The sequence below is a fragment of the Stagnimonas sp. FW305-C-60 genome (assembly GCF_058782965.1).
The window spans coordinates 1,152,276-1,169,783 of record NZ_JBYSYF010000001.1; the positions used below are offsets into that span (position 1 = coordinate 1,152,276).

The following is a 17,508-nucleotide window of genomic DNA, read 5'->3' on the forward strand; positions in this document are numbered from 1 at the left end:
TTGACGCTCATGTCCGCCCTTGTCGATCCCGTCCAGCGCTTCCGGCTCTCGGATCAATACCAGCAGCTGAAGGGCAATCTGCACCGCTTCCTGATCCAGCAGATCGAGGAGCGCGATCTCGACATTTCCAGCTGGGCTGACGAGAAGCTGGAGCGTTTCGTCGGCGAGCAGGTGCGTCGCTACGTGCTCGACAACCGCCTGCCGGTGAACCAGCGCGAGAGCGAGGCGCTGGCCGCCGACGCCCGCCACGAGCTGACCGGCTTCGGGCCGATCCAGCATCTGATTGAGGACGACACCGTCAACGACATCGTCGTCAATGGTCCCTCCGCGGTGTTCGTCGAGCGCGGCGGCGTGCTGGAAAGCGCGCCGGTGCGGTTTACCGACGACAATCATGTGATCCGGGTGATCCAGCGCATCCTGGCGCCGATCGGCCGAAGGGTGGACGAATCCACGCCGATGGTCGACGCCCGCCTGCCCGACGGCTCTCGCGTCAACGCCATCATCCCGCCAATCGCGCTCAACGGACCTTGTCTGTCGATCCGCAAGTTTCGCAAGACCGCGCTCACCGCCGACGATCTGCTGCGGTCCGACACGGTCAGCCGCGCTGAGATCGACTACCTGCGCAAGCGGGTGCTGGACCGTGCCAACCTGATCGTGGTGGGTGGCACCGGCTCCGGCAAGACCACCTTTCTCAATCTGATCAGTCAGTGGATCCCGGCCGAAGAGCGGGTGATCACGGTCGAAGACGCCGCCGAACTGCGGCTGGAAAACGCCCATGTGGTGCGGCTGGAAACCCGGCCACCAAATCTGGAGGGCCAGCGCGCGGTGACTGCCCGCGATCTGGTGCGCAACGCCCTGCGCATGCGCCCAGACCGCATCATCGTCGGCGAGGTACGCGGCGACGAAGTGCTGGACATGTTGCAGGCGATGAACACCGGCCACGACGGCTCGATGACCACCCTGCACGCCAATTCCACCCGCGATGCCATCCACCGACTGGAACTGTTGGCCGGCTTTGCCGGCTTCAAGGGCAGCGGCGCTACTTTTCGTGGCCAGATCGCCTCCTCCATCGACCTCTTCGTGCATGTCGCTCGCCTGCCCACGGGCGCGCGCAAGCTGATGGCGGTTACCGAGGTTTTGGGGCTCGAGGGCGAGAACCTGCAGCTGCGTGACCTGTTCCGCTTTGATCCGGTGAGTGGTCAGCGCCAGGATCTGCGGGGAGGGGGCTAAATGCCGATCCAGGCTCTGGTCTTCTTCGGGCTGGCCCTGCTAATGGGCGGTGGCGCTGTACTGTTGTTGCTGCGAGCCGCCAGCCGTACCCGTCGCGCTGACGTTGATCTGCGGCTTCGGGTACTGGGAGACGACGCCAACGCAGAGGAGCTGATTGCCCGTAGCCAAGCGCAGGGCAATTTTCTGGTGCGCTTCTTCAGCCGTCTGTTCTGGCGCGCCGGCATTGACCTGCCGACGGAGACTGTTGGCAAAGGGCTGATTGTTGCTGTCGCCCTGATCCCCTTGCTGTTGCTGATCTTCGGCGTTCTGGCCGGTTCGCTGGCAATTGGCTTGGCCGTGGTTATTGTGCTGGGTGTGCTGTCCCGCAACGCCGCCCGACGCCGGGCAAAGATCGTTGAGCAGCTGCCGATGTTCCTTGAGGCGGCCATGCGCGTGCTGACCGCTGGCAATACGCTGGAGGAGTCGCTGGCCGCTGCTGTTCGCGAGGCACCTGATCCTATACGCCCGCTATTTGTCAGCATTGGTCGTCAGGTGCGTCTGGGCGCGCCGGTGGAAACGGTGTTGGCCGAGGCGGGCGACATTCACCGCTTACGTGATCTCAAGGTTATCGGTCTGGCGGCGTCGATCAATCGCAAGTATGGCGGCTCGCTCAAGCAGGTGATGAAGAGCCTGATCACCTCGATTCGCCAGCGTGACGTCGCTGCCCGCGAGCTGCGTGCACTAACCGCCGAAACCCGCTTCTCGGCGATGGTGCTGGCGATTATCCCGGTGTCATTGTCCTTGTACATATTCAGTCGTAACCGGGCCTATTACGAGGCCATGTGGGACGACTCCACCGGGCGTTGGTTCTTGGTTGCCTCTGTGGTGCTGCAGGTGATCGGCGTGGCGATCCTGTTCCGCATGATGAACGCCACCGAGGATCCCGACGCATGAACGCCGCCAGTTTTGGGGTGATCGTCGCGGTCGCCATCGTACTGGCAGTGATCAGCTTGTCGGTGCTGTTCGTGTTGGGCCTGCGCGCACGCCAGGACAGCCGTCTGAAGCGGCGGGTGTTGGGCCAGGACGCGCCGGTCGAGGACTACGAGGAGGCCACCGCCAATCCTGCGGTGCAGGGCCTGGCGCGCACCGGCAAGAGCGTCGAACAGTGGGTGGACAAGGAGGGCGAAACGCCGCGGCTCCTGGCCCAGGCCGGTTGGCGCGGTGCCGAGCGTCGGCTGGTTTTCTACGTGTTCCAGGCATTGATGCCGATATTGGCTGTTCTGATCTTGGCCGCCCTCTGGCTGCTCGGTAAGGCGCCCGGCCTCATGATCCTGCTGTATGCCTTTGCGCTGCTGGCGCTTTCTTTTCTAATCCCCCGTTGGGTACTGCGCGGCGCGGCGAATTCTCGGCGGGAGCGCATCGCACGCGAAGTGCCTCTGTTCGTGCATCTCCTGGTGCTGCTCTTTGAGGCGGGACTGTCCACACGCCAAGCTTTTGCCAGCATCGTGCGTGATGGCGGAGGAGTGTTGCCGGAGTTGGGATCGGAGTTTGAGATGGTGCTGCGCCAGTTGGAGGCTGGCGCCGAAACCGCGGCCGTGCTGAAGAGCCTGGGTGAGGCGATGGAGGTCAATGACCTCAGCGGTGTGCTTTCGGTGTTGCGGCAAATGGATCGCTACGGTGGTGAAGTGCGTGGCCCTCTGCTTGAGGCCATGGCGCTTATCGAGGAGCGGCGAGGTCTTGATCTTCGTGAGAAGGTCAACCTAATTTCCGGTCGGATGACCGTGGTGATGGTGCTGTTCTTCTTCCCGGCGCTGTTGATCTTTGTGGCCGGGCCGGCAGTGGTTGCGATCATGAAGGCAATGGGCCACGTCGCCGGGGGCGGCTAGTGGCTGATCCTCGGGCATCTCGGCGGGGCCTGGGCCTTGCTCGCTTGGCTCTGAGCAGTTGCCTGCTGGCGCTGACCGCCTGTAGCGGCCTGCGCACCCTCGACAACCCCATCGGTTCCGGCAAGCCGGAGGCGGCCAGCTCCGAAGCCGCGCTCTACCTCGATGCGGTGCGCTCCTTGATGGCCCAGGGGCAGTTCTACGCGGCGCTGGCGCACATCCAGGAAGACCGGCGCGCCCATGGCGACTCCTCCGAGTTGCGCCTGCTGGAGGCCGACGCCCGTCGCAATCTGGGCCAGCCGCGTGAGGCGGAGGCGCTTTACAAGGGGCTGCTGACTGGCCCGCAAGCGGGGGCGGCCAAGCACGGTCTGGGGCGGCTCTACGCCAGCCGCGATCTCGCTACCGCCATCCGCTATCTGCGTGAGGCTTCGCTGCTGCGCCCGACCGATGTCGACGTCCGCAACGACCTGGGCTATGCGCTGATGCAGGCCGGCCGGTACAGCGAGGCCAAGCCCGAGCTGGCCACCGCCGCCGAGCTGGCGCCGAACGAAGCCAAGGCCCGCAACAACCTGATCATCCTGCTGATTCTGATGCGCGACGAGGCCGCGGTACGACGCGTTGCCGACAAGGCCGGCATCGATGCCACCGCGCTTGCGCGCCTGCGGACCCAGGCGCAGAGTCTGAAACAGAACACGACTTCCCCTAAATCTGGCAGCAGCCAGACCACCAGCCGCACCGGAGGTGCCGGATGAAACTCTCAGCCAACTTGTTTTCGGGCCTGGCGTCCCTGATCGCCGCTCTGACGCTCAGCAGCTGGGCGACGCTGGCCGCCGCCCAGACCGATCAGCGGCAGTTCTCCGCCGATGCCGGCAGCGAGCCGTCGGCCAAGTCCGCGCCCAGTGGCGAGCCGGTGCTGGGCGCCGACTCCCATGCCTGGATCGACTTGCAGGCCAGCGGCAGCGCCGCCGCCGGTGGCGCCCGCCCGCTGCCTGGCGAGGTGGCCGACGCGGTCTATCAGCGCTACCTCAACAGCTTCAAGCACCCGATCCCCGCGCAGTTCCCGCGTGAGAGCAGCGGCTCGCAGGGCGGCGGCAATGGCAGTAGCAGCAACTAGCCGACAGCGACAACGCGGAGCCGCAGCGGTATTCGTCGCTATTTCGCTGATCGCGCTGCTGGCCTCGGTGGCGCTGGCCATCGACACCGGGCGTCTCTACAACGCGCAGCGCAACCTGCAGAGGCTGGCTGACCTGGCCGCCATGGATGCCGCGCGGGTCGCGGGCGGCTGTCTGAGTGGCGGCGCCAATTTTGATGCGGCGGAATCGGAGGTATTGGCCAGCCTCGCGCGTAATCGCGCGCCCGAAAATCTGCAGATCCGGGTTCTGGCCGGCAGCAAGGCCTGGGTGGACGATCGCTTCGAGTTTCGCGCCAGCGATCTCGGCGCGCCGCGCGATTCGGTGCAGGTGACGCTCGGCATGGCCACGCCGAGCCGTCTGCTGGCGCTCAATTTCAGCGACAAGCCCGGCAAGCTCCTGGCACGCAGCGCCGCACAGTCCAGCGTGCTGGCGACCACCGCCTTCCAGCCCACCGTGTTCGGTCTTGAGGGGGATAGCGAGGGCCAGCTGTTTGCCGGCCTGTTTCCACTCAATGTGCGCCTCCTGGCCGGCGGTCGCCGACTGACCGCCGAGACCGATGTCGAGGTGCGCAAGCTGGTTGCCGCGCAGGTGGTGGCCGGCATCGAATACCCGGACTTGCAGACGCCGGTGCGGGTGGCCGGCCTGCTCAACGCCATCGCTGGCGCGCTCGACCAGCAGGGTGACGCGCTGGCGGCGTCGGCGGTGCGCGGCTATAGCGACACCGTGGCCGCTGGTGTCGAAGTGGTGCCGGCCGAGGTGCTGGGCATTTCCGCAGGCACGCCGATGAGCCTGGTCAGCAATGCCACCGTCAACACCGGGGCGGTGCTGGCGGCGGTCAGTAGCCAGCTCAGCACGCCGGGGCCGATCCGTATCGCCGATCTGCCGCCGCCGCTGGATTTCCTCAACGATCGGGTCGAAGTCGAGCTGACGCCGCAGCCCTCGCGTCCTGGCTCCTATACGCCCTCGTTCACCGACGTCAGCCTGGAAACCCAGGAGGCCGCCGCCAGCGTCGGCGGGCTGCTGCGCCTGCGCGTGCGCCTGGTCAATCCACTCAATGGCGAGCCGCTGGCGCCGCTCAGCTTCGTGGTCGACTCCCGCGGCGAGTCCGCCACCGTCACCGACGTCGAATGCGCGCGCCGTGGCGTGCCGCTGACGCGGGTTTTGGTGCGCGGCAACAGTCGCGGCATCAGCTTCGGCGTTGGCGGCACGGTGGCCGGTGCGACGCCCGATCTGCGCCTGGGGCTGGACCCGGTAGAGCTGCTATCCATCCCGCTGGACGAGTTGCTGGGGGCGGCCCCGGGTGGCCTGCCCAGCCTGCCGATCAGCCTGCCGCCGGGACTCAGCGGCCAGCGGGTCAGGGTCAGCCTGCAACCGAGCAGCGTGCATCTGGGCGGGCGCGACAGCAATCTTTGCTTTGAGGGCCCAGCCTGGGGGCGCCCGGTGCAGTGCGATGGCAGCCCGGCGCGGATCGGCGGCATCAGCAGCCGCGAACTGGTCGAGGCGCTGCCGGCGCTGATCGACGGCGTGCGCTTGCAGGTGAGCCTGCCACCGGGCCTGCCCGCGGCCTTGAGCGGCACCGTCAACAGCCTAGTGCAGCCCTTACTGAGCAAGCTCAATCAGCAGCTGCTGGGGCAGTTTCTGGAACCGCTGGCGGCGCAGATACTGCCGCTGCTGCGGGCCGCCAATCTGTCGGTGGGCGACACCGAGTTCTGGGTGGTGGCGGTCACCGCTGGTGATGGCAAGTCGGAGCTGGCCCAGCCGGTCATTTATGCCCGTTAGCCGCCTCAAACAATTCCGCGCGCAACAGCCGATCTGGCTGCAAGTGGCGGCGCTGATGGCACTGCTCAGCGTGCTGGGGGCGCTGCTGCTGGCGCTGCAATCGCTGTGGGCGGCGCAGCAGTTGCAGGTGCGGATGAACCGCGCCTGGGCGCTGGAGTCGGCGCAGCGGCAGCTGTTGGCGCCCTTGCAGACCGGCAGCGAACTGGCGCTGGCGACGGCGCTGGCCGGCCTGCTCGATGGCAAGGATCTGGATTTCCGCTACCTCGCGGTACTGGATGCCGATGGCCAGGCCCTGATCGCGCGCGGGCGCTATGAGTCCATCAACCGCAGCCGCTGGTTGCCGGCACAGGCGCGCAGCTGGCTGCGTCTGGCGCTCTACAACCGCTTCGGCGAGACCGGTCGCATCAGCCTCAGCGACGGCGACCGCCGCCTGGGCACCCTGGAATACGCCATCGGCGGCAACACCGCCCGCCTGGTGCGCGACGAGGCGGTGGATCGCCTGCACCGTCTGAGTCTGTTCGGCGCCGTGCTGGCGCTACTGTTTGGCATCGCCAGCCTGCTGCTGCTGCGCGCGCTCTGGCCGCAGCGGACCTCGCTGATCCCCAGGGTCTCGGGGTCGTCGCAGGGCGCTGGCACCCCGGCAGCGTCGACGGTGCTGCCGCTGCCGGCGACGGCCAGCGATGACAGCTACGACCAGATGCAGATCGGCCTACTGCTGGTGGATGCCGAGCAGCGGGTGCGCGCCATCAATGGCACCGCCAGCCGTCTCACCGGCTGGACCGCGAGCGACGCGATCGGGCAGCTGGTCTACACCGTGTTCCATGTTCGCGACGCCCAGGGCGCGCCGCAGCCCAGCCCGGCGGAACTCTGCCTGCGCGAGCACACGGGCCAGGCGGCGCAGGAGCTTCGGCTGCGGCCGCGCGGCGGCAGTCTTAACGAGCAGTACGTCGAAGCCAGCGCCTGTCCGCAGACCCTCAGCGACGGCGGGCAGGGTGCCCTGATGCTGTTCCGCGACGTCAGCGAGCGGGTGGCCGAGCGGCAGCGCCGCGAACGGCAGACCGAGCTGGCAGAGGGCATCGTCAATCATCTCTCCGAAAGCGTGCTGACCACCGATCTCAACGGCGTGATCCAGTCGGCCAATGCCCGGGCGCTGCGCCTGTTCGGTTACACCGAGGAGGAGATGCTGCGGATGACGGTGGCGCGCCTGCTGCCGGTGCCGTTCATGAACACGCCTGGGCTCAAGCTCACCGACTACGTCGCCGCCGGCAGCGGTCGCATGCCCAAGCTGGCGGGTTGGCGCAAGGATGCCACTACCTTTCCGGCCGAACTGCTGGTGGAGGTGATGCACAGTGGCGGCGAAGAGCGGCTGGTGGTGATGGTGCGCGACATCAGCGAGCGCCTGCGTAGCCAGGGCCTGGCTCAGCGGCTGGGGCGGCTGCTTGATGCCGCCAGCGAGGAGATCTACATCTTCGACGCCCAGTCGCTGTACTTCATCGAGGTCAACAAGGGCGCGCGCCGCAATCTCGGCCTCAAGCCGGAACAGCTCGCCCGCATGAGCTTGAGCAGCATCGCCACCGATCTCGACCCCGCCACCTTGCAGGGGCATCTGTCGAAGCTGCGTGGCGGCGACAGCGACCACGTCAGCTACAAGACCCGGCATCGCCGCCAGGATGGCAGCAGCTACCCTGTGGAAGTGCGGCTGTCGTTCTCGCGCGAGGAAGAGCCGCCGGTGTTCATGGCCATCGCGCTCGACATCACCGAGCGCGAGGCGGCGGAAAAGCGCATGCGCCAGCTCGCGCATTTCGACAGCCTCACTGGCCTGCCCAACCGCACCCTGCTGGTCGACCGCTTGCAGCAGGCGATGCGGGTGGCAGCGCGTGGCGACCGCCAGCTGGGCTTGTTCTTTCTCAGCCTCGACGACTTCAAGGCGCTCAACGAGCGTCACGGCCACGCCATCGGCGACCAGGTGCTGCGCGCCGTGGCCGACCGTCTGGGCAGCGGCTTGAGGGTGGCCGACACCGTGTCCCGCCTCGGCGGTGACGAGTTCGTGGTGTTGGCCCAGGGCATCCGCGACGAGGAAGAAGCCTTGCAACTGGCGGACAAGATCCAGGAGCAGCTGCGGGTGCCGGTGGAGGTGCGGGGCCTACGTTTTCCGCTCAGCGCCTGCATCGGCATCAGCCTGTCGCCGCTGGACCCGGCCGACGCCGAGGGCCTGCTGCGCCACGCCGACATGGCGATGATCCAGGCCCAGCAGCAGGGGCCGGGCCAGATCCGTCTGCATCCCCTGGGTGTCGCCGGAGCGGCAGGCGACGAGCAGTTGCCGGATCTCGCCCGCGACATCCACACCGCCCTGGAGTCCGGTGAAATCCAGCTGCGCCTGCTGCCGGTATTCGCCGCCGATGAATCGGTGGCGGCTGCCGAAGCGGATTTCTGCTGGCAGCATCCGCGCCATGGCGATATCGGCTCCGAGGAGACCCTGCGCGCCGCGCGGCGCCTGGGTCTCAATGCCGCGATCGAGTCCTGGCTACTGCGCGAAGTGCTGCGCCTGCAGAGCCCCAACCAGACCCAGGCGCTGCCCTCGCTGCCGGTGCTGTTGCCGCTCACCGCCCGGCAGTGGCGCGATCCGGAGTTTGCCGACCGCCTGCGCGAACTGCTGGAGCAATTCCGGGTACCGCCGTCCTTGCTGATCCCCCTGATCGAAGGCGAGGACTGGCCGGATGCCATCGACTCGGTGCAACTCCTGTGGGCGCGGCTTCTGCGCCAGGGCATGCGCCTGGCAGTGCGCCGACCGGCGCTGGATGCGGTGCTGGAGACGGTGGCGCTGATCGTGCTGCCGGCGGAATTCGCTGCCGGTGTCGGCCACGATGATGCCGGCCTGGAGCGCATCCGCCGTTACGCGGGCAGTGGTCGGCCGCTGCTACTGGAGGGACTGAGCGCCGGGCAGTCGCGGCAGCGGATGCAGCAGGCGGGCGTCAGCTATTTCTGCGGCCCGGCCTTGCAGGCACCGTTGTCGGCGGTGGAGTTCATGGCCCGCTTTGGCGGGCGGACGCTGAAGCCGCTGTAGGCAGCGTTTCTGCTTGTCTCTGGTTTTTCTTCCTCTGGGCCACCCGAGTTCCCCTTCCCGCAAGGGGGAGGGGGACTTGGGATGGCGCATGGGCATTGGCCCATGCATGGTCAATGGCGTTCAACGGCGCGGCCTCGCCGCCATAGGCACGGCGCCTCAGCCCAGCGAAATCACGCTGTTGAGGAGCAAGCGCACCAGCATGGTCTGCCGGGTCACGCCGGTTTTGCAGAAGATCGAGCGCAGATGGGTGCGGGCGGTGTTGCGGCGCACGTTCATCTTTTCCGCCGCCTCGTCGAGGGTCAGACCCTCGGTAAGCAGCAGTGCCAGCTGGGCTTCCATGCGGGTGAGACCGAACAGGCGGCGCACCAATTCCTGTGAAGGCTGGGCGGCGTTGGATTCGGGATCGCGTAGGAACACCACCACCGCCGGCCGCTGCTTGCTCTCGGAGAACTGGCCCATCGGCACCGCCTTCACCAGCACGCCGAGCTTGGCGCGGCCGGACGGGCGGGTGACGGCCATGGCTTCGACCATGCCCGGGCCTTCGTCATTGATGCTGGCGCCACTTAAGGCCTGACGCAGCAGGCGCTGCAGATCGCGGCTCTCCTGGCTGTTGTCGAGGCAGAGGTTGTTGCCGGCGAGCCAGATGCCGTCCTTCTCGCTGAGGATACGGCGGGCTTCGGGGTTGGTCTCGATGATCGCGCCGTTCTGGTCGAAGCTGACCATGCCCAGCAGCAGGCGGTTGACCGCACCGGCAAACAGGGCGCGCTCGCATTCGAGAAAATCGAGCTGCGCGTGGATCTGGATCGAGCGCTTGAGGTGCGGCAGCAGGCGCTTGACCAGGTTCTTGTCGGCTTCCGAGAACGGCGCGGCGTCGTGGCCACGGGTGATGCGCAGGCGGCACTCGATGCCGTCCTTGGTGTAGATGTCGGCGCCGAGCAGATGGCGCACGTCGAGTGGCTTCAGATATTCCTGATACACCGTGCTCTGCAGCCACTGCTTGCCGATCAGCTCTTCGGCGGTGACCACCTGGCCTTCCGACAGGCGCACGAAGGGGTCGAGCGCGAAGAAGTGGGTCTCGTAGGAATCCACGCCCTGCTGAGTCACCGCGCCGGTGTTGATCATCACGCCGGTGCTTTCCGGCGAGGGCGGACGCAGCATCAGGGTGACGTGGCCGGATTTGAGCTGGTCGCGCAGCAGTTGCAGCGCGCCCTGCCAGGGCGGCGACTCCAGCGCGCCCTGATACAGCGCGGCCAACAGGCGGTCGTAGTCATCGAGGCTCACGGCGGGCTCCGTTGCATTGCTGACAGGGGCCATCTTCCGGGCCGCGACCTGGATGTTGGTGACTTTGGCTGGCGACGGCATAGCCTGACTCTCCTCTTGCTATGGCCCTGGTGCGGGCATGGCTGTTCCGGCGGACGCATCCGCCGGAATCAATTTTGAGAACGGCTTATCAATATGCCCTGAGCACCCTCCGCGTCAAGAAAAACATCGGCCCAATCACCCGTCCGGACGATTCTGGCGACTAGTTCAGAGCGGAACATCGCCAGGCTAACAGCCGCAATCCGGTGGCTGGCGGGAGGAGACCCGTAATGCCCAGCGAACAAGTCATGAAGGCGGCCATGCAGGCCTATATCGACTGCTTCAACCGCGCCGATCCCGACGCCATCGCCGCGCTCTACGCCGACGACGCCACCGTGGAAGATCCGGTCGGCAGCCCGCTGAAGAACGGCAAGGCCGAGGTCGCCGCCTTCTACAAGATGGCAGTCGCCACTGGCGCCAAGCTCAAGCTGGCCGCACCGATCCGCGCTTCGCACGGCAATTCGGCGGCGATGGCTTTCGACGTGCAGCTGAACATGCCCACCGGCGAGGCGATCATCCAGGTGATCGACGTGATGACCTTCAACGAGGAAGGCAAGTTCACCTCGATGCGCGCCTTCTGGGGCAAGAGCGATATGGTCCTGCTGAAGGCTCCCGCGTGAACCTGCAGGAGCTGTCCGACCAGGCCGAGCTGCTGCGCCTGGTCACCCGCTATGCCTATGCCATCGACGAGCGCGAGTTCGGACAGCTCGACGCGGTGTTCACCGCGGACGCGCACATCGACTACACCGCGATGGGCGGCATCAAGGGCGACTACCCGACGATCAAGGCCTGGCTACCGCAGGCCTTGCAGCACTTCCCCGGCTACATGCACTTCATCGGCAACACCTTGTTTGAAGTGCAGGGCGACGAGGCCAGCGGCAAGGTCGCCTGCTTCAACCCGATGGTGGTGCCGACGCCGGAAGGCGGCACCGACACCATGTTCCTCGGCCTCTGGTATCTCGACCGCTACCGGCGCACCGCGCAGGGCTGGCGCATCAGCGAGCGCGTCGAGCGCAAGAGCTACGAGCACAACATGCCGGAGTGGATGAAGAAGGCGCTCCAGCGCTAGCCGCGCTCGTCTCATAAACATGGCGGTGCCCACCAGCGTGCGAGGAGTTGCCGAATGAGCAGGAATCCATCGCAAGCCGTGCCCGGCCTCTACTACGGCTGGTGGCTGGTGCTGGCGGTGTTCGTCGGCGAGATGTTCGCCATCGGCAGCACCACCTACGCCTTCGGCCTTTTCGTGAAGCCCTTGGAGCAGGAATTCGGCATCTCGCGTGGCGATGCCAACCGTGGGCTGGCCCTGTTCATCGTCGGCATGGGCCTGTCGGCGCCGCTGATCGGCCGGCTACTGGACCGCCGCTCCGCGCGTGGCGTGATGCTGTTCGGCGCGTTCTGGATGGCCGCCGGCCTGGTCGCGGTCGCTCTCGCGCCCAGCCTGGGCTGGATGGCGCTGGCGGTGTTGCTGGTGCTGGCCTCGGGGGCCGCGATGATCGGCCCGCTCACCGCCAACACGCTGGCCGCCCGCTGGTTCGAGCGCCGCCGTGGCCGCGCGCTGGGCCTGGTGGCGGTCGGCACCTCGGTGGGTGGCACCCTGCTGGTGCCGCTGATCGCCTACAACATCGAGACCTTCGGCTGGCGTCAGGCCCTGATGATCCAGGCCGGCCTGATCGTGGTCGTCGTCGGCGCGCTGGCGCTGTGGGTGGTGCGCGACCGCCCCCAGGATCTGGGCCTGTTGCCCGATGGTGCGCTCCAGCCCAAGGAAGACGGCCCGGTCATCGCCGTCCAGGTCGCGCCGGAATGGACCGCTGCAGGGCTGTTGCGGCAGCGTGATTTCTGGTGCATCGGGCTCTCGGTGGGGCTCACCTTCGCGGTGACTCAATCGGTGCTGGCCTCGCTGGTGCCCTATGCCACCGATGCCGGCATCGACGCCAAGAAGGCGGCGCTGCTGGTGTCCAGCCTCTCGGTCTGCTCCATCCTCGGCAAGCTGCTGTTTGGCGCCCTGGCCGAGCGCGTCGACAAGCGCTGGCTGCTGCTCGCGGTGGTGGCGTTCACCCTGCTGGAGCTGGTGACCCTGATCGTGCAGCCGGACTTCCGCTGGCTGCTGATCATCTGTGGTCTCGCCGGTTTCGCGCTGGGCGGCGAGTTGCCGGTGTGGGCGGCGATCATCGCCGAGCGCTTCGGCCCGCGCTCCTTCGGCACCGTCATGGGCCTGATGAATCCGATCAACATGGTCTGCAGCCTGGGTGCCATCAGCTATGTCGGCGTCGCCTATGACCGCAGCGGTGGTTACAGCCAGCCGTTCACGGTGTTCCTGGGCGTGGCGCTGGCGGCGGGGGTGATGACCCTGCTGATCCGCGCGCCGGGCAAGGCGGCTTGATCGCCTGCCCGGCCGGCCGGCTGCGTCTGGCCGGCATTGGCGACCCCGGAGTCGCGGCGGCACAATCGCCGTGCACATCCGCGGAGCCGTGCTCATGAAGCCACTCATGCCCCTGGACCTGCTGTTCCTGTTGTTCGAACAGCGCAATCAGCCCTTGCATGTGGGCGCGCTGGCGCTATACCACCCGCCGCACGACGCGCCGGACAGTTTCGTCGCCGACCTGGCCGGGCGGCTGCGGCAATCGACCCAGGCCGCTTCGCCGTTCAATCGGCGCCTGGTCAGCCGCTTCGGCCTGAAGTTCTGGGAAGAAGACGCCGAGTTCGATCTCGCCCACCACTTCGTGCACCTGGCCCTGCCCAAGCCGGGGCGCATCCGCGAGCTGCTGGCGATGGTCTCGCGCGTGCACAGCGCGCATCTCGACCGCGCCTATCCGCTCTGGCGCACCTATCTGATCGAGGGCCTGGAAGACGGCCGCATCGCCACCTATTCAAAGATTCACCACGCGCTGGTCGATGGCGTCGCCGGCATGCGGCTGATGCTGAAGTCGATGTCGACCGATCGCGCCGCCTCGATGCAGATGCCGCCGCCCTGGGAGGTGCCCACGCGCAAGAGCCGGCTGTCTGGCCTGCCGGTGCCGCAGGCCTCGGTGGGCGGTCTCAAGGCGCTGCGCGGCCTGATCGGCGAAGGCCGCCATGCCCTGCCGCAGCTGGCCGGGGTGCTGGGCGAAGCCTGGCACGATCTGCGCGCCCATCACCCGGACTTCGTGCACGGCCTGCAGGCGCCGCGCTGCATCCTCAACCAGCCGATCAGCGGCTCGCGGCGCTTCGTTGCGCAGTCGTATTCCGCCGCGCGGGTCAAGCAGATTGCGCGGGTATTCGGCGCCACCGTCAACGACGTGGTGCTGGCGATGTGTGGCGGCGCCCTGCGACGCTATCTGGCCGAGCTCAACGAGCTGCCGGACCGGCCGCTGATCGCCGCGGTGCCGGTGTCGCTGCGCCGCGACGATGGCGAGACCGGCAACGAGATCGCCTTCGCGCTCACCAGCCTGGCCAGCCACCTGCCGGACGCCGGCCAGCGCATGCAAGCGGTGAAGCACTGCATGGACTACAACAAGGCGCGCATGCGCAAGTTGAAGCCGGTGCAGCTGCTGGCCTACGAGGCGGCGGTGCTGCTGCCGGGCGCCGCCAACTTCCTGTTCGGCCTTGGCCACACCACCGCCGTCAACGTGGTGATCTCGCATGTGCAGGGGCCCAAGCAGCCGATGTACTGGCAGGGCTGCGAGCTGAGCGGCTTGTATCCGGTATCCGTGGCCATCAGCGGGCTGGCGCTCAACATCACCCTGATCAGCCGCTACGACAGCATCGACTTCGGCCTCATCGGCTGCCGCAAAACCCTGCCCGGCATGCAGCGTCTGCTCGATCACCTGGCCGATGAGTTGGATGCGCTGGAGATCGCGGCGGCCTGAGCGGCGCTCGGCCAAGGCACTGGAAAGCAGAGCATGCCGATCAAGCCGCCGCCGTCACGCGGACTGCCACGCCACATCGTCGGCTTCCACCAGGACGAGGAGCGGCATTGGGTGGCGGAACTGAAATGCGGGCACGACCAGCATGTCCGCCACAATCCACCCTGGCAGAGTCGCCCCTGGGTGAGCACCGCCGCCGGGCGAGCGCAGGCACTAGGCCAGACGCTCTACTGCGTGAAGTGCGCCGAGGCCGCGCCCCTGGACCGGGCGCGGCCTGCCTGATCGAGGGCGCGGAGGGAAATCAGCGCCCTGCGAGGCTTCGGCTAAGCCGCCTGCTCCTGCGGCATGCCCGGCATGCCGTTGGCGAGCCATACGCCCTCGACGTTCTTCAGCAGCTCCTCGCGCTGCGCGCGCGGGTTGTAGAACTGCTTGTACCAGGCGCGCTGCTTCAAGAAGGCGCCGTCGCCCTGCACGAACAGACCCTTGATGCAGGGCTTCTTGTACTTCCACACCTCGAAGTCCTGCGCGAAGGCGGCGAGCGCCATGGCCTGGTACTGGCGGGCGATGCCAACGTCTTCTTCGCTGTACTTGGCCTGGCCGGTCGGGCTCTTCACCATCAGGCCGTGCCAGACATAGGCGCTGCCGTCGTCCACCGGCGTGTGGGCGATGTAGATGTAGGAATCGTGGGTGCCGCTCATCTTGGTGATGAGCACGCTGGGGCCGGTGTAGACCGCCTCGGTCACCAGCAGCGGGCCGTCGGCGGTGGTCAGGGTGCGGTGGCCGCCGCCCATGCGCTGGGTGGCGACATGGCCCTTGAACTCGTTCTCGAAATACTTGGTGAGCGAGCCATGCACCGGGCCGAAGTGGGCGACGTCGGTGATGTTGTCGACGATCTCCTGGGTGTGGCTGCCGACCACGCCGAGGTCATCGAAGGCCAGCGGTACCCAGGACGGATCCTCGCAGACCGGGATGGTCGGCACATCGTAGTCGGGCTCCAGGCCCTCCGGGTCGTGCCAGACGAACACCGCGCCCATGCGCTCCTCGACCTGCCAGGACTTCACCCGCGCCTGCGGCGGGATCGGGCCTTTCGAGTAGGGAATGTGATTGCACTTGCCGTCGGGGCCGAAGCGCCAGGCGTGGTAGGGGCAGCGGATCGAGTCGCCCTCCACCGCGCCGTCCTGCGCCACATAGGAGGTGCTGTTCTTGGCGAGGTGCGTGCCCATGTGCGGGCAGTAGGCGTCGAGCAGATACACCTTGCCGCTCTGCTTGCCGCGATACAGCGCGAAGTCCTGGCCGAAGAAGCGCACACCCTGGGGCGTGCTGGTGACCTTGGCCGATTCGGCGATCATGAACCAGCCGCGCGGGAAGGTGAATTCGCCGAGGCCGTAGTCTTTTGTCGTTGCCATGCGCTGCTCCCGCAATGTCTTTAAGTTTTCGCGGCAGTCTTGGCAGCGGCGCAGGCTGCCGCATCACCCGTTTGAGTGAACATGGAATGACAGCCGTCCCTGAGCGGCGCGACCCGGCGCCTGCTCGTCTGTAAGGGGGAGGCGCCAACGCAGACGCTGGCTCAGCGTGCCGGCCATAACGAGAAAAAAGCGTTTCCGCAGGAGGAGAACTCGATGTCGAACGGCCGTCGCGCCCTGTGCGCCCTGCTGCCCCTGTTGCTGCTGTCGGCCTGTTCCAGGGACAGCAGCCCCCCCACGTCGACACCGGTGCCCGAGCAGGCCGCCTGCACCGCGCCGGCGCCGGCTGCGACGCCGCGCCTGCAGCGGCGTGGTCGCTGGCTGGTCGACGAGCACCAGCGGGTGGTGCTGCTGCACGGCGTCAACGCGGTGTGGAAGCTCGACCCCTTCGTGCCGCCGGATGCGCCTGAAGGCTTCATGGCGGCGGATGCCGCCTGGCTGGCCGAGCACGGCTTCAACAGCGCCCGCATCGGCACGCTCTGGGCTGGGGTTTCGCCAGACGCGGCGGGCGAGGTGAGGGCCGACTACCTGGCGGCTTGGGATCGCATCGTGCAGCTGCTGGCGGCGCAGAAGATCTGGATGCTGTTCGACTTCCATCAGGATCTGCTCGGCCATGCCTACCAGGGCGAGGGCCTGCCGGACTGGGCGGTGGAGCCGCTCAAGGGCAGCCTTACCACCCTGCTGGGTGCGCCCACCTTCGGCTTTCCCTTCAACTACTTCACGCCGCAGCTGTCGCAGGCCTTCGACAATCTCTGGGCCCCGGATCAGCCTTGGTCGGGCCCGATCCGTGACGGTTTCCGCGACGCCTGGATCGCGGTCGCCAGCAAATGGAAGGACCAGCCCTACTCGATGGGCTATGACCTGCTCAACGAGCCCTGGGCGGGCCTGGAATACCCCACCTGCCTGATTCCGATCCTGGGCTGCGAGAGCCACGAGCGCGACGAGTTGCAGCCCTTCTACGAGCACGCGAGGGCCGGCATCCGCAGCGTCGATCCGCACAACCTGGTCTGGTTCGAGCCGCAGCCGATGATCAGCACCGGCGCTCCCGCCAGTGGCTTCGAGGCGATCCCCGGCGAGAGCCAGCTGGGTTATTCCTTCCACTACTACTGCCCGCTCAACACCCTCGGCAATGCCCTGCAACTGGGCTTGCTCGACGCGCTGCCGGTGGGCCTGGAGGACACCTGCGACAGCTTCGGTAACGCCACCTTCGCCGAGGCGCGCGCCCAGGCCGACAAGATGCAGGCGGTGGAACTGCTCACCGAGTTCGGTGCCACTGACGATTTGCAGGTGATTGCCGATGTCACCGCCGAGGCCGATGAGCGCCTGATCGGCTGGCAGTACTGGCAGTACAAGAACTTCAACGACCCCACTACCGAATCGCAGGGCAGCAGCGCGCAGAGCCTGTTTGCCGACGATACCGATCTGAGCACGGTGAAACTCGACAAGCTGCGCTACCTGGAACGCGCCTATCCGCAGGCCACCGCCGGCACGCCGCTGGAACTGTCGTTCGATACCGACACCGGCGAGTTCCTGTACCGCTACCAAGCGGCGCCGGCCTCGGCGCCCACCGAGATCCATGTGCCCAAGCTGCACTACCCCAAGGGCTACCGCATCGAGTTGAGCGGCGCGCGCGTAGTGTCGGAGGCGGGTGCCAACAGGCTCTTGTTGCAGAACCTCAGCTGCGACGGCGAGGTACTGCTGCGCCTGAGCCCACTGTAGCCGTGAGATGGGTCGTCACTTCGGACGATGACGGCCCAGGCCCGATCAGCGAAAACG

Annotated in this window: 15 protein-coding genes; 13 read left to right on the plus strand and 2 right to left on the minus strand. The window is 67.1% G+C overall.

Going from position 1 to position 17,508, the window contains the following annotated elements:
• Positions 1 to 9: 9 nt before the first annotated feature.
• The 7 genes from AC3WT6_RS05260 to AC3WT6_RS05290 are packed head-to-tail and all read left to right on the plus strand — an operon-like array spanning position 10 to position 9,068.
• Positions 10 to 1,230, plus strand: coding sequence for a TadA family conjugal transfer-associated ATPase (locus AC3WT6_RS05260; RefSeq protein WP_492652507.1), 1,221 nt, complete (start codon positions 10 to 12; stop codon positions 1,228 to 1,230).
• The gene (locus AC3WT6_RS05265) at positions 1,231 to 2,163 is read left to right on the plus strand and encodes a type II secretion system F family protein (RefSeq protein ID WP_492652508.1); all 933 of its coding nucleotides are present in this window, start codon (positions 1,231 to 1,233) and stop codon (positions 2,161 to 2,163) included.
• Positions 2,160 to 3,095: a type II secretion system F family protein gene (locus AC3WT6_RS05270; RefSeq protein ID WP_492652509.1), complete on the plus strand. Its 936-nt coding sequence runs from the start codon at positions 2,160 to 2,162 to the stop codon at positions 3,093 to 3,095. Before AC3WT6_RS05265 ends, AC3WT6_RS05270 begins: the two co-directional genes overlap by 4 nt.
• A gap of 44 nt (positions 3,096 to 3,139) precedes the next feature.
• Positions 3,140 to 3,844, plus strand: a complete 705-nt coding sequence (locus tag AC3WT6_RS05275) for a tetratricopeptide repeat protein (protein ID WP_492652510.1) — start codon at positions 3,140 to 3,142, stop codon at positions 3,842 to 3,844.
• Positions 3,841 to 4,206: a DUF3613 domain-containing protein gene (locus AC3WT6_RS05280; protein WP_492652511.1), complete on the plus strand. Its 366-nt coding sequence runs from the start codon at positions 3,841 to 3,843 to the stop codon at positions 4,204 to 4,206. Before AC3WT6_RS05275 ends, AC3WT6_RS05280 begins: the two co-directional genes overlap by 4 nt.
• On the plus strand, positions 4,187 to 6,004 hold the full coding sequence (locus tag AC3WT6_RS05285; RefSeq protein ID WP_492652512.1) for a pilus assembly protein TadG-related protein: 1,818 nt from the start codon (positions 4,187 to 4,189) through the stop codon (positions 6,002 to 6,004). The genes AC3WT6_RS05280 and AC3WT6_RS05285 overlap by 20 nt, the downstream gene beginning before the upstream one ends.
• Positions 5,994 to 9,068 carry a diguanylate cyclase domain-containing protein gene (locus AC3WT6_RS05290; RefSeq protein WP_492652513.1) on the plus strand — a complete coding sequence of 1,025 codons (3,075 nt, stop codon included), beginning with the start codon at positions 5,994 to 5,996 and terminating at the stop codon, positions 9,066 to 9,068. Before AC3WT6_RS05285 ends, AC3WT6_RS05290 begins: the two co-directional genes overlap by 11 nt.
• A 156-nt stretch (positions 9,069 to 9,224) precedes the next feature.
• On the opposite strand, the gene AC3WT6_RS05295 is transcribed toward AC3WT6_RS05290, so the two are convergent.
• Positions 9,225 to 10,349, minus strand: a complete 1,125-nt coding sequence (locus AC3WT6_RS05295) for a helix-turn-helix transcriptional regulator (protein WP_492652514.1) — start codon at positions 10,347 to 10,349, stop codon at positions 9,225 to 9,227.
• Positions 10,350 to 10,657: 308 nt separating this feature from the next.
• On the opposite strand from AC3WT6_RS05295, the gene AC3WT6_RS05300 reads away from it, so the two are divergent.
• The 5 genes from AC3WT6_RS05300 (at position 10,658) to AC3WT6_RS05320 (ending at position 14,551) form a co-directional block, all read left to right on the plus strand.
• Positions 10,658 to 11,047, plus strand: coding sequence for a steroid Delta-isomerase (locus tag AC3WT6_RS05300; RefSeq protein ID WP_492652515.1), 390 nt, complete (start codon positions 10,658 to 10,660; stop codon positions 11,045 to 11,047).
• On the plus strand, positions 11,044 to 11,496 hold the full coding sequence (locus tag AC3WT6_RS05305) for a nuclear transport factor 2 family protein (RefSeq protein ID WP_492652516.1): 453 nt from the start codon (positions 11,044 to 11,046) through the stop codon (positions 11,494 to 11,496). Before AC3WT6_RS05300 ends, AC3WT6_RS05305 begins: the two co-directional genes overlap by 4 nt.
• 54 nt (positions 11,497 to 11,550) lie before the next feature.
• A complete protein-coding gene (locus tag AC3WT6_RS05310) occupies positions 11,551 to 12,807 on the plus strand; it encodes an MFS transporter (RefSeq protein WP_492652517.1) in 1,257 nt (418 codons plus the stop codon).
• A 94-nt stretch (positions 12,808 to 12,901) separates the two neighbouring features.
• On the plus strand, positions 12,902 to 14,272 hold the full coding sequence (locus AC3WT6_RS05315) for a WS/DGAT/MGAT family O-acyltransferase (protein ID WP_492652518.1): 1,371 nt from the start codon (positions 12,902 to 12,904) through the stop codon (positions 14,270 to 14,272).
• Positions 14,273 to 14,305: 33 nt separating this feature from the next.
• Positions 14,306 to 14,551, plus strand: a complete 246-nt coding sequence (locus tag AC3WT6_RS05320) for a DUF3565 domain-containing protein (protein WP_492652519.1) — start codon at positions 14,306 to 14,308, stop codon at positions 14,549 to 14,551.
• Positions 14,552 to 14,592: 41 nt separating this feature from the next.
• On the opposite strand, the gene AC3WT6_RS05325 is transcribed toward AC3WT6_RS05320, so the two are convergent.
• On the minus strand, positions 14,593 to 15,675 hold the full coding sequence (locus AC3WT6_RS05325; RefSeq protein WP_492652520.1) for a 3-ketosteroid-9-alpha-monooxygenase, oxygenase component: 1,083 nt from the start codon (positions 15,673 to 15,675) through the stop codon (positions 14,593 to 14,595).
• Positions 15,676 to 15,888: 213 nt separating this feature from the next.
• Between AC3WT6_RS05325 and AC3WT6_RS05330 the strand changes: the two genes are divergently transcribed.
• Entirely contained in the window at positions 15,889 to 17,451 is a 1,563-nt protein-coding gene (locus AC3WT6_RS05330) for a cellulase family glycosylhydrolase (protein WP_492652521.1), read from the plus strand.
• The last annotated feature ends 57 nt before the right edge of the window (positions 17,452 to 17,508 follow it).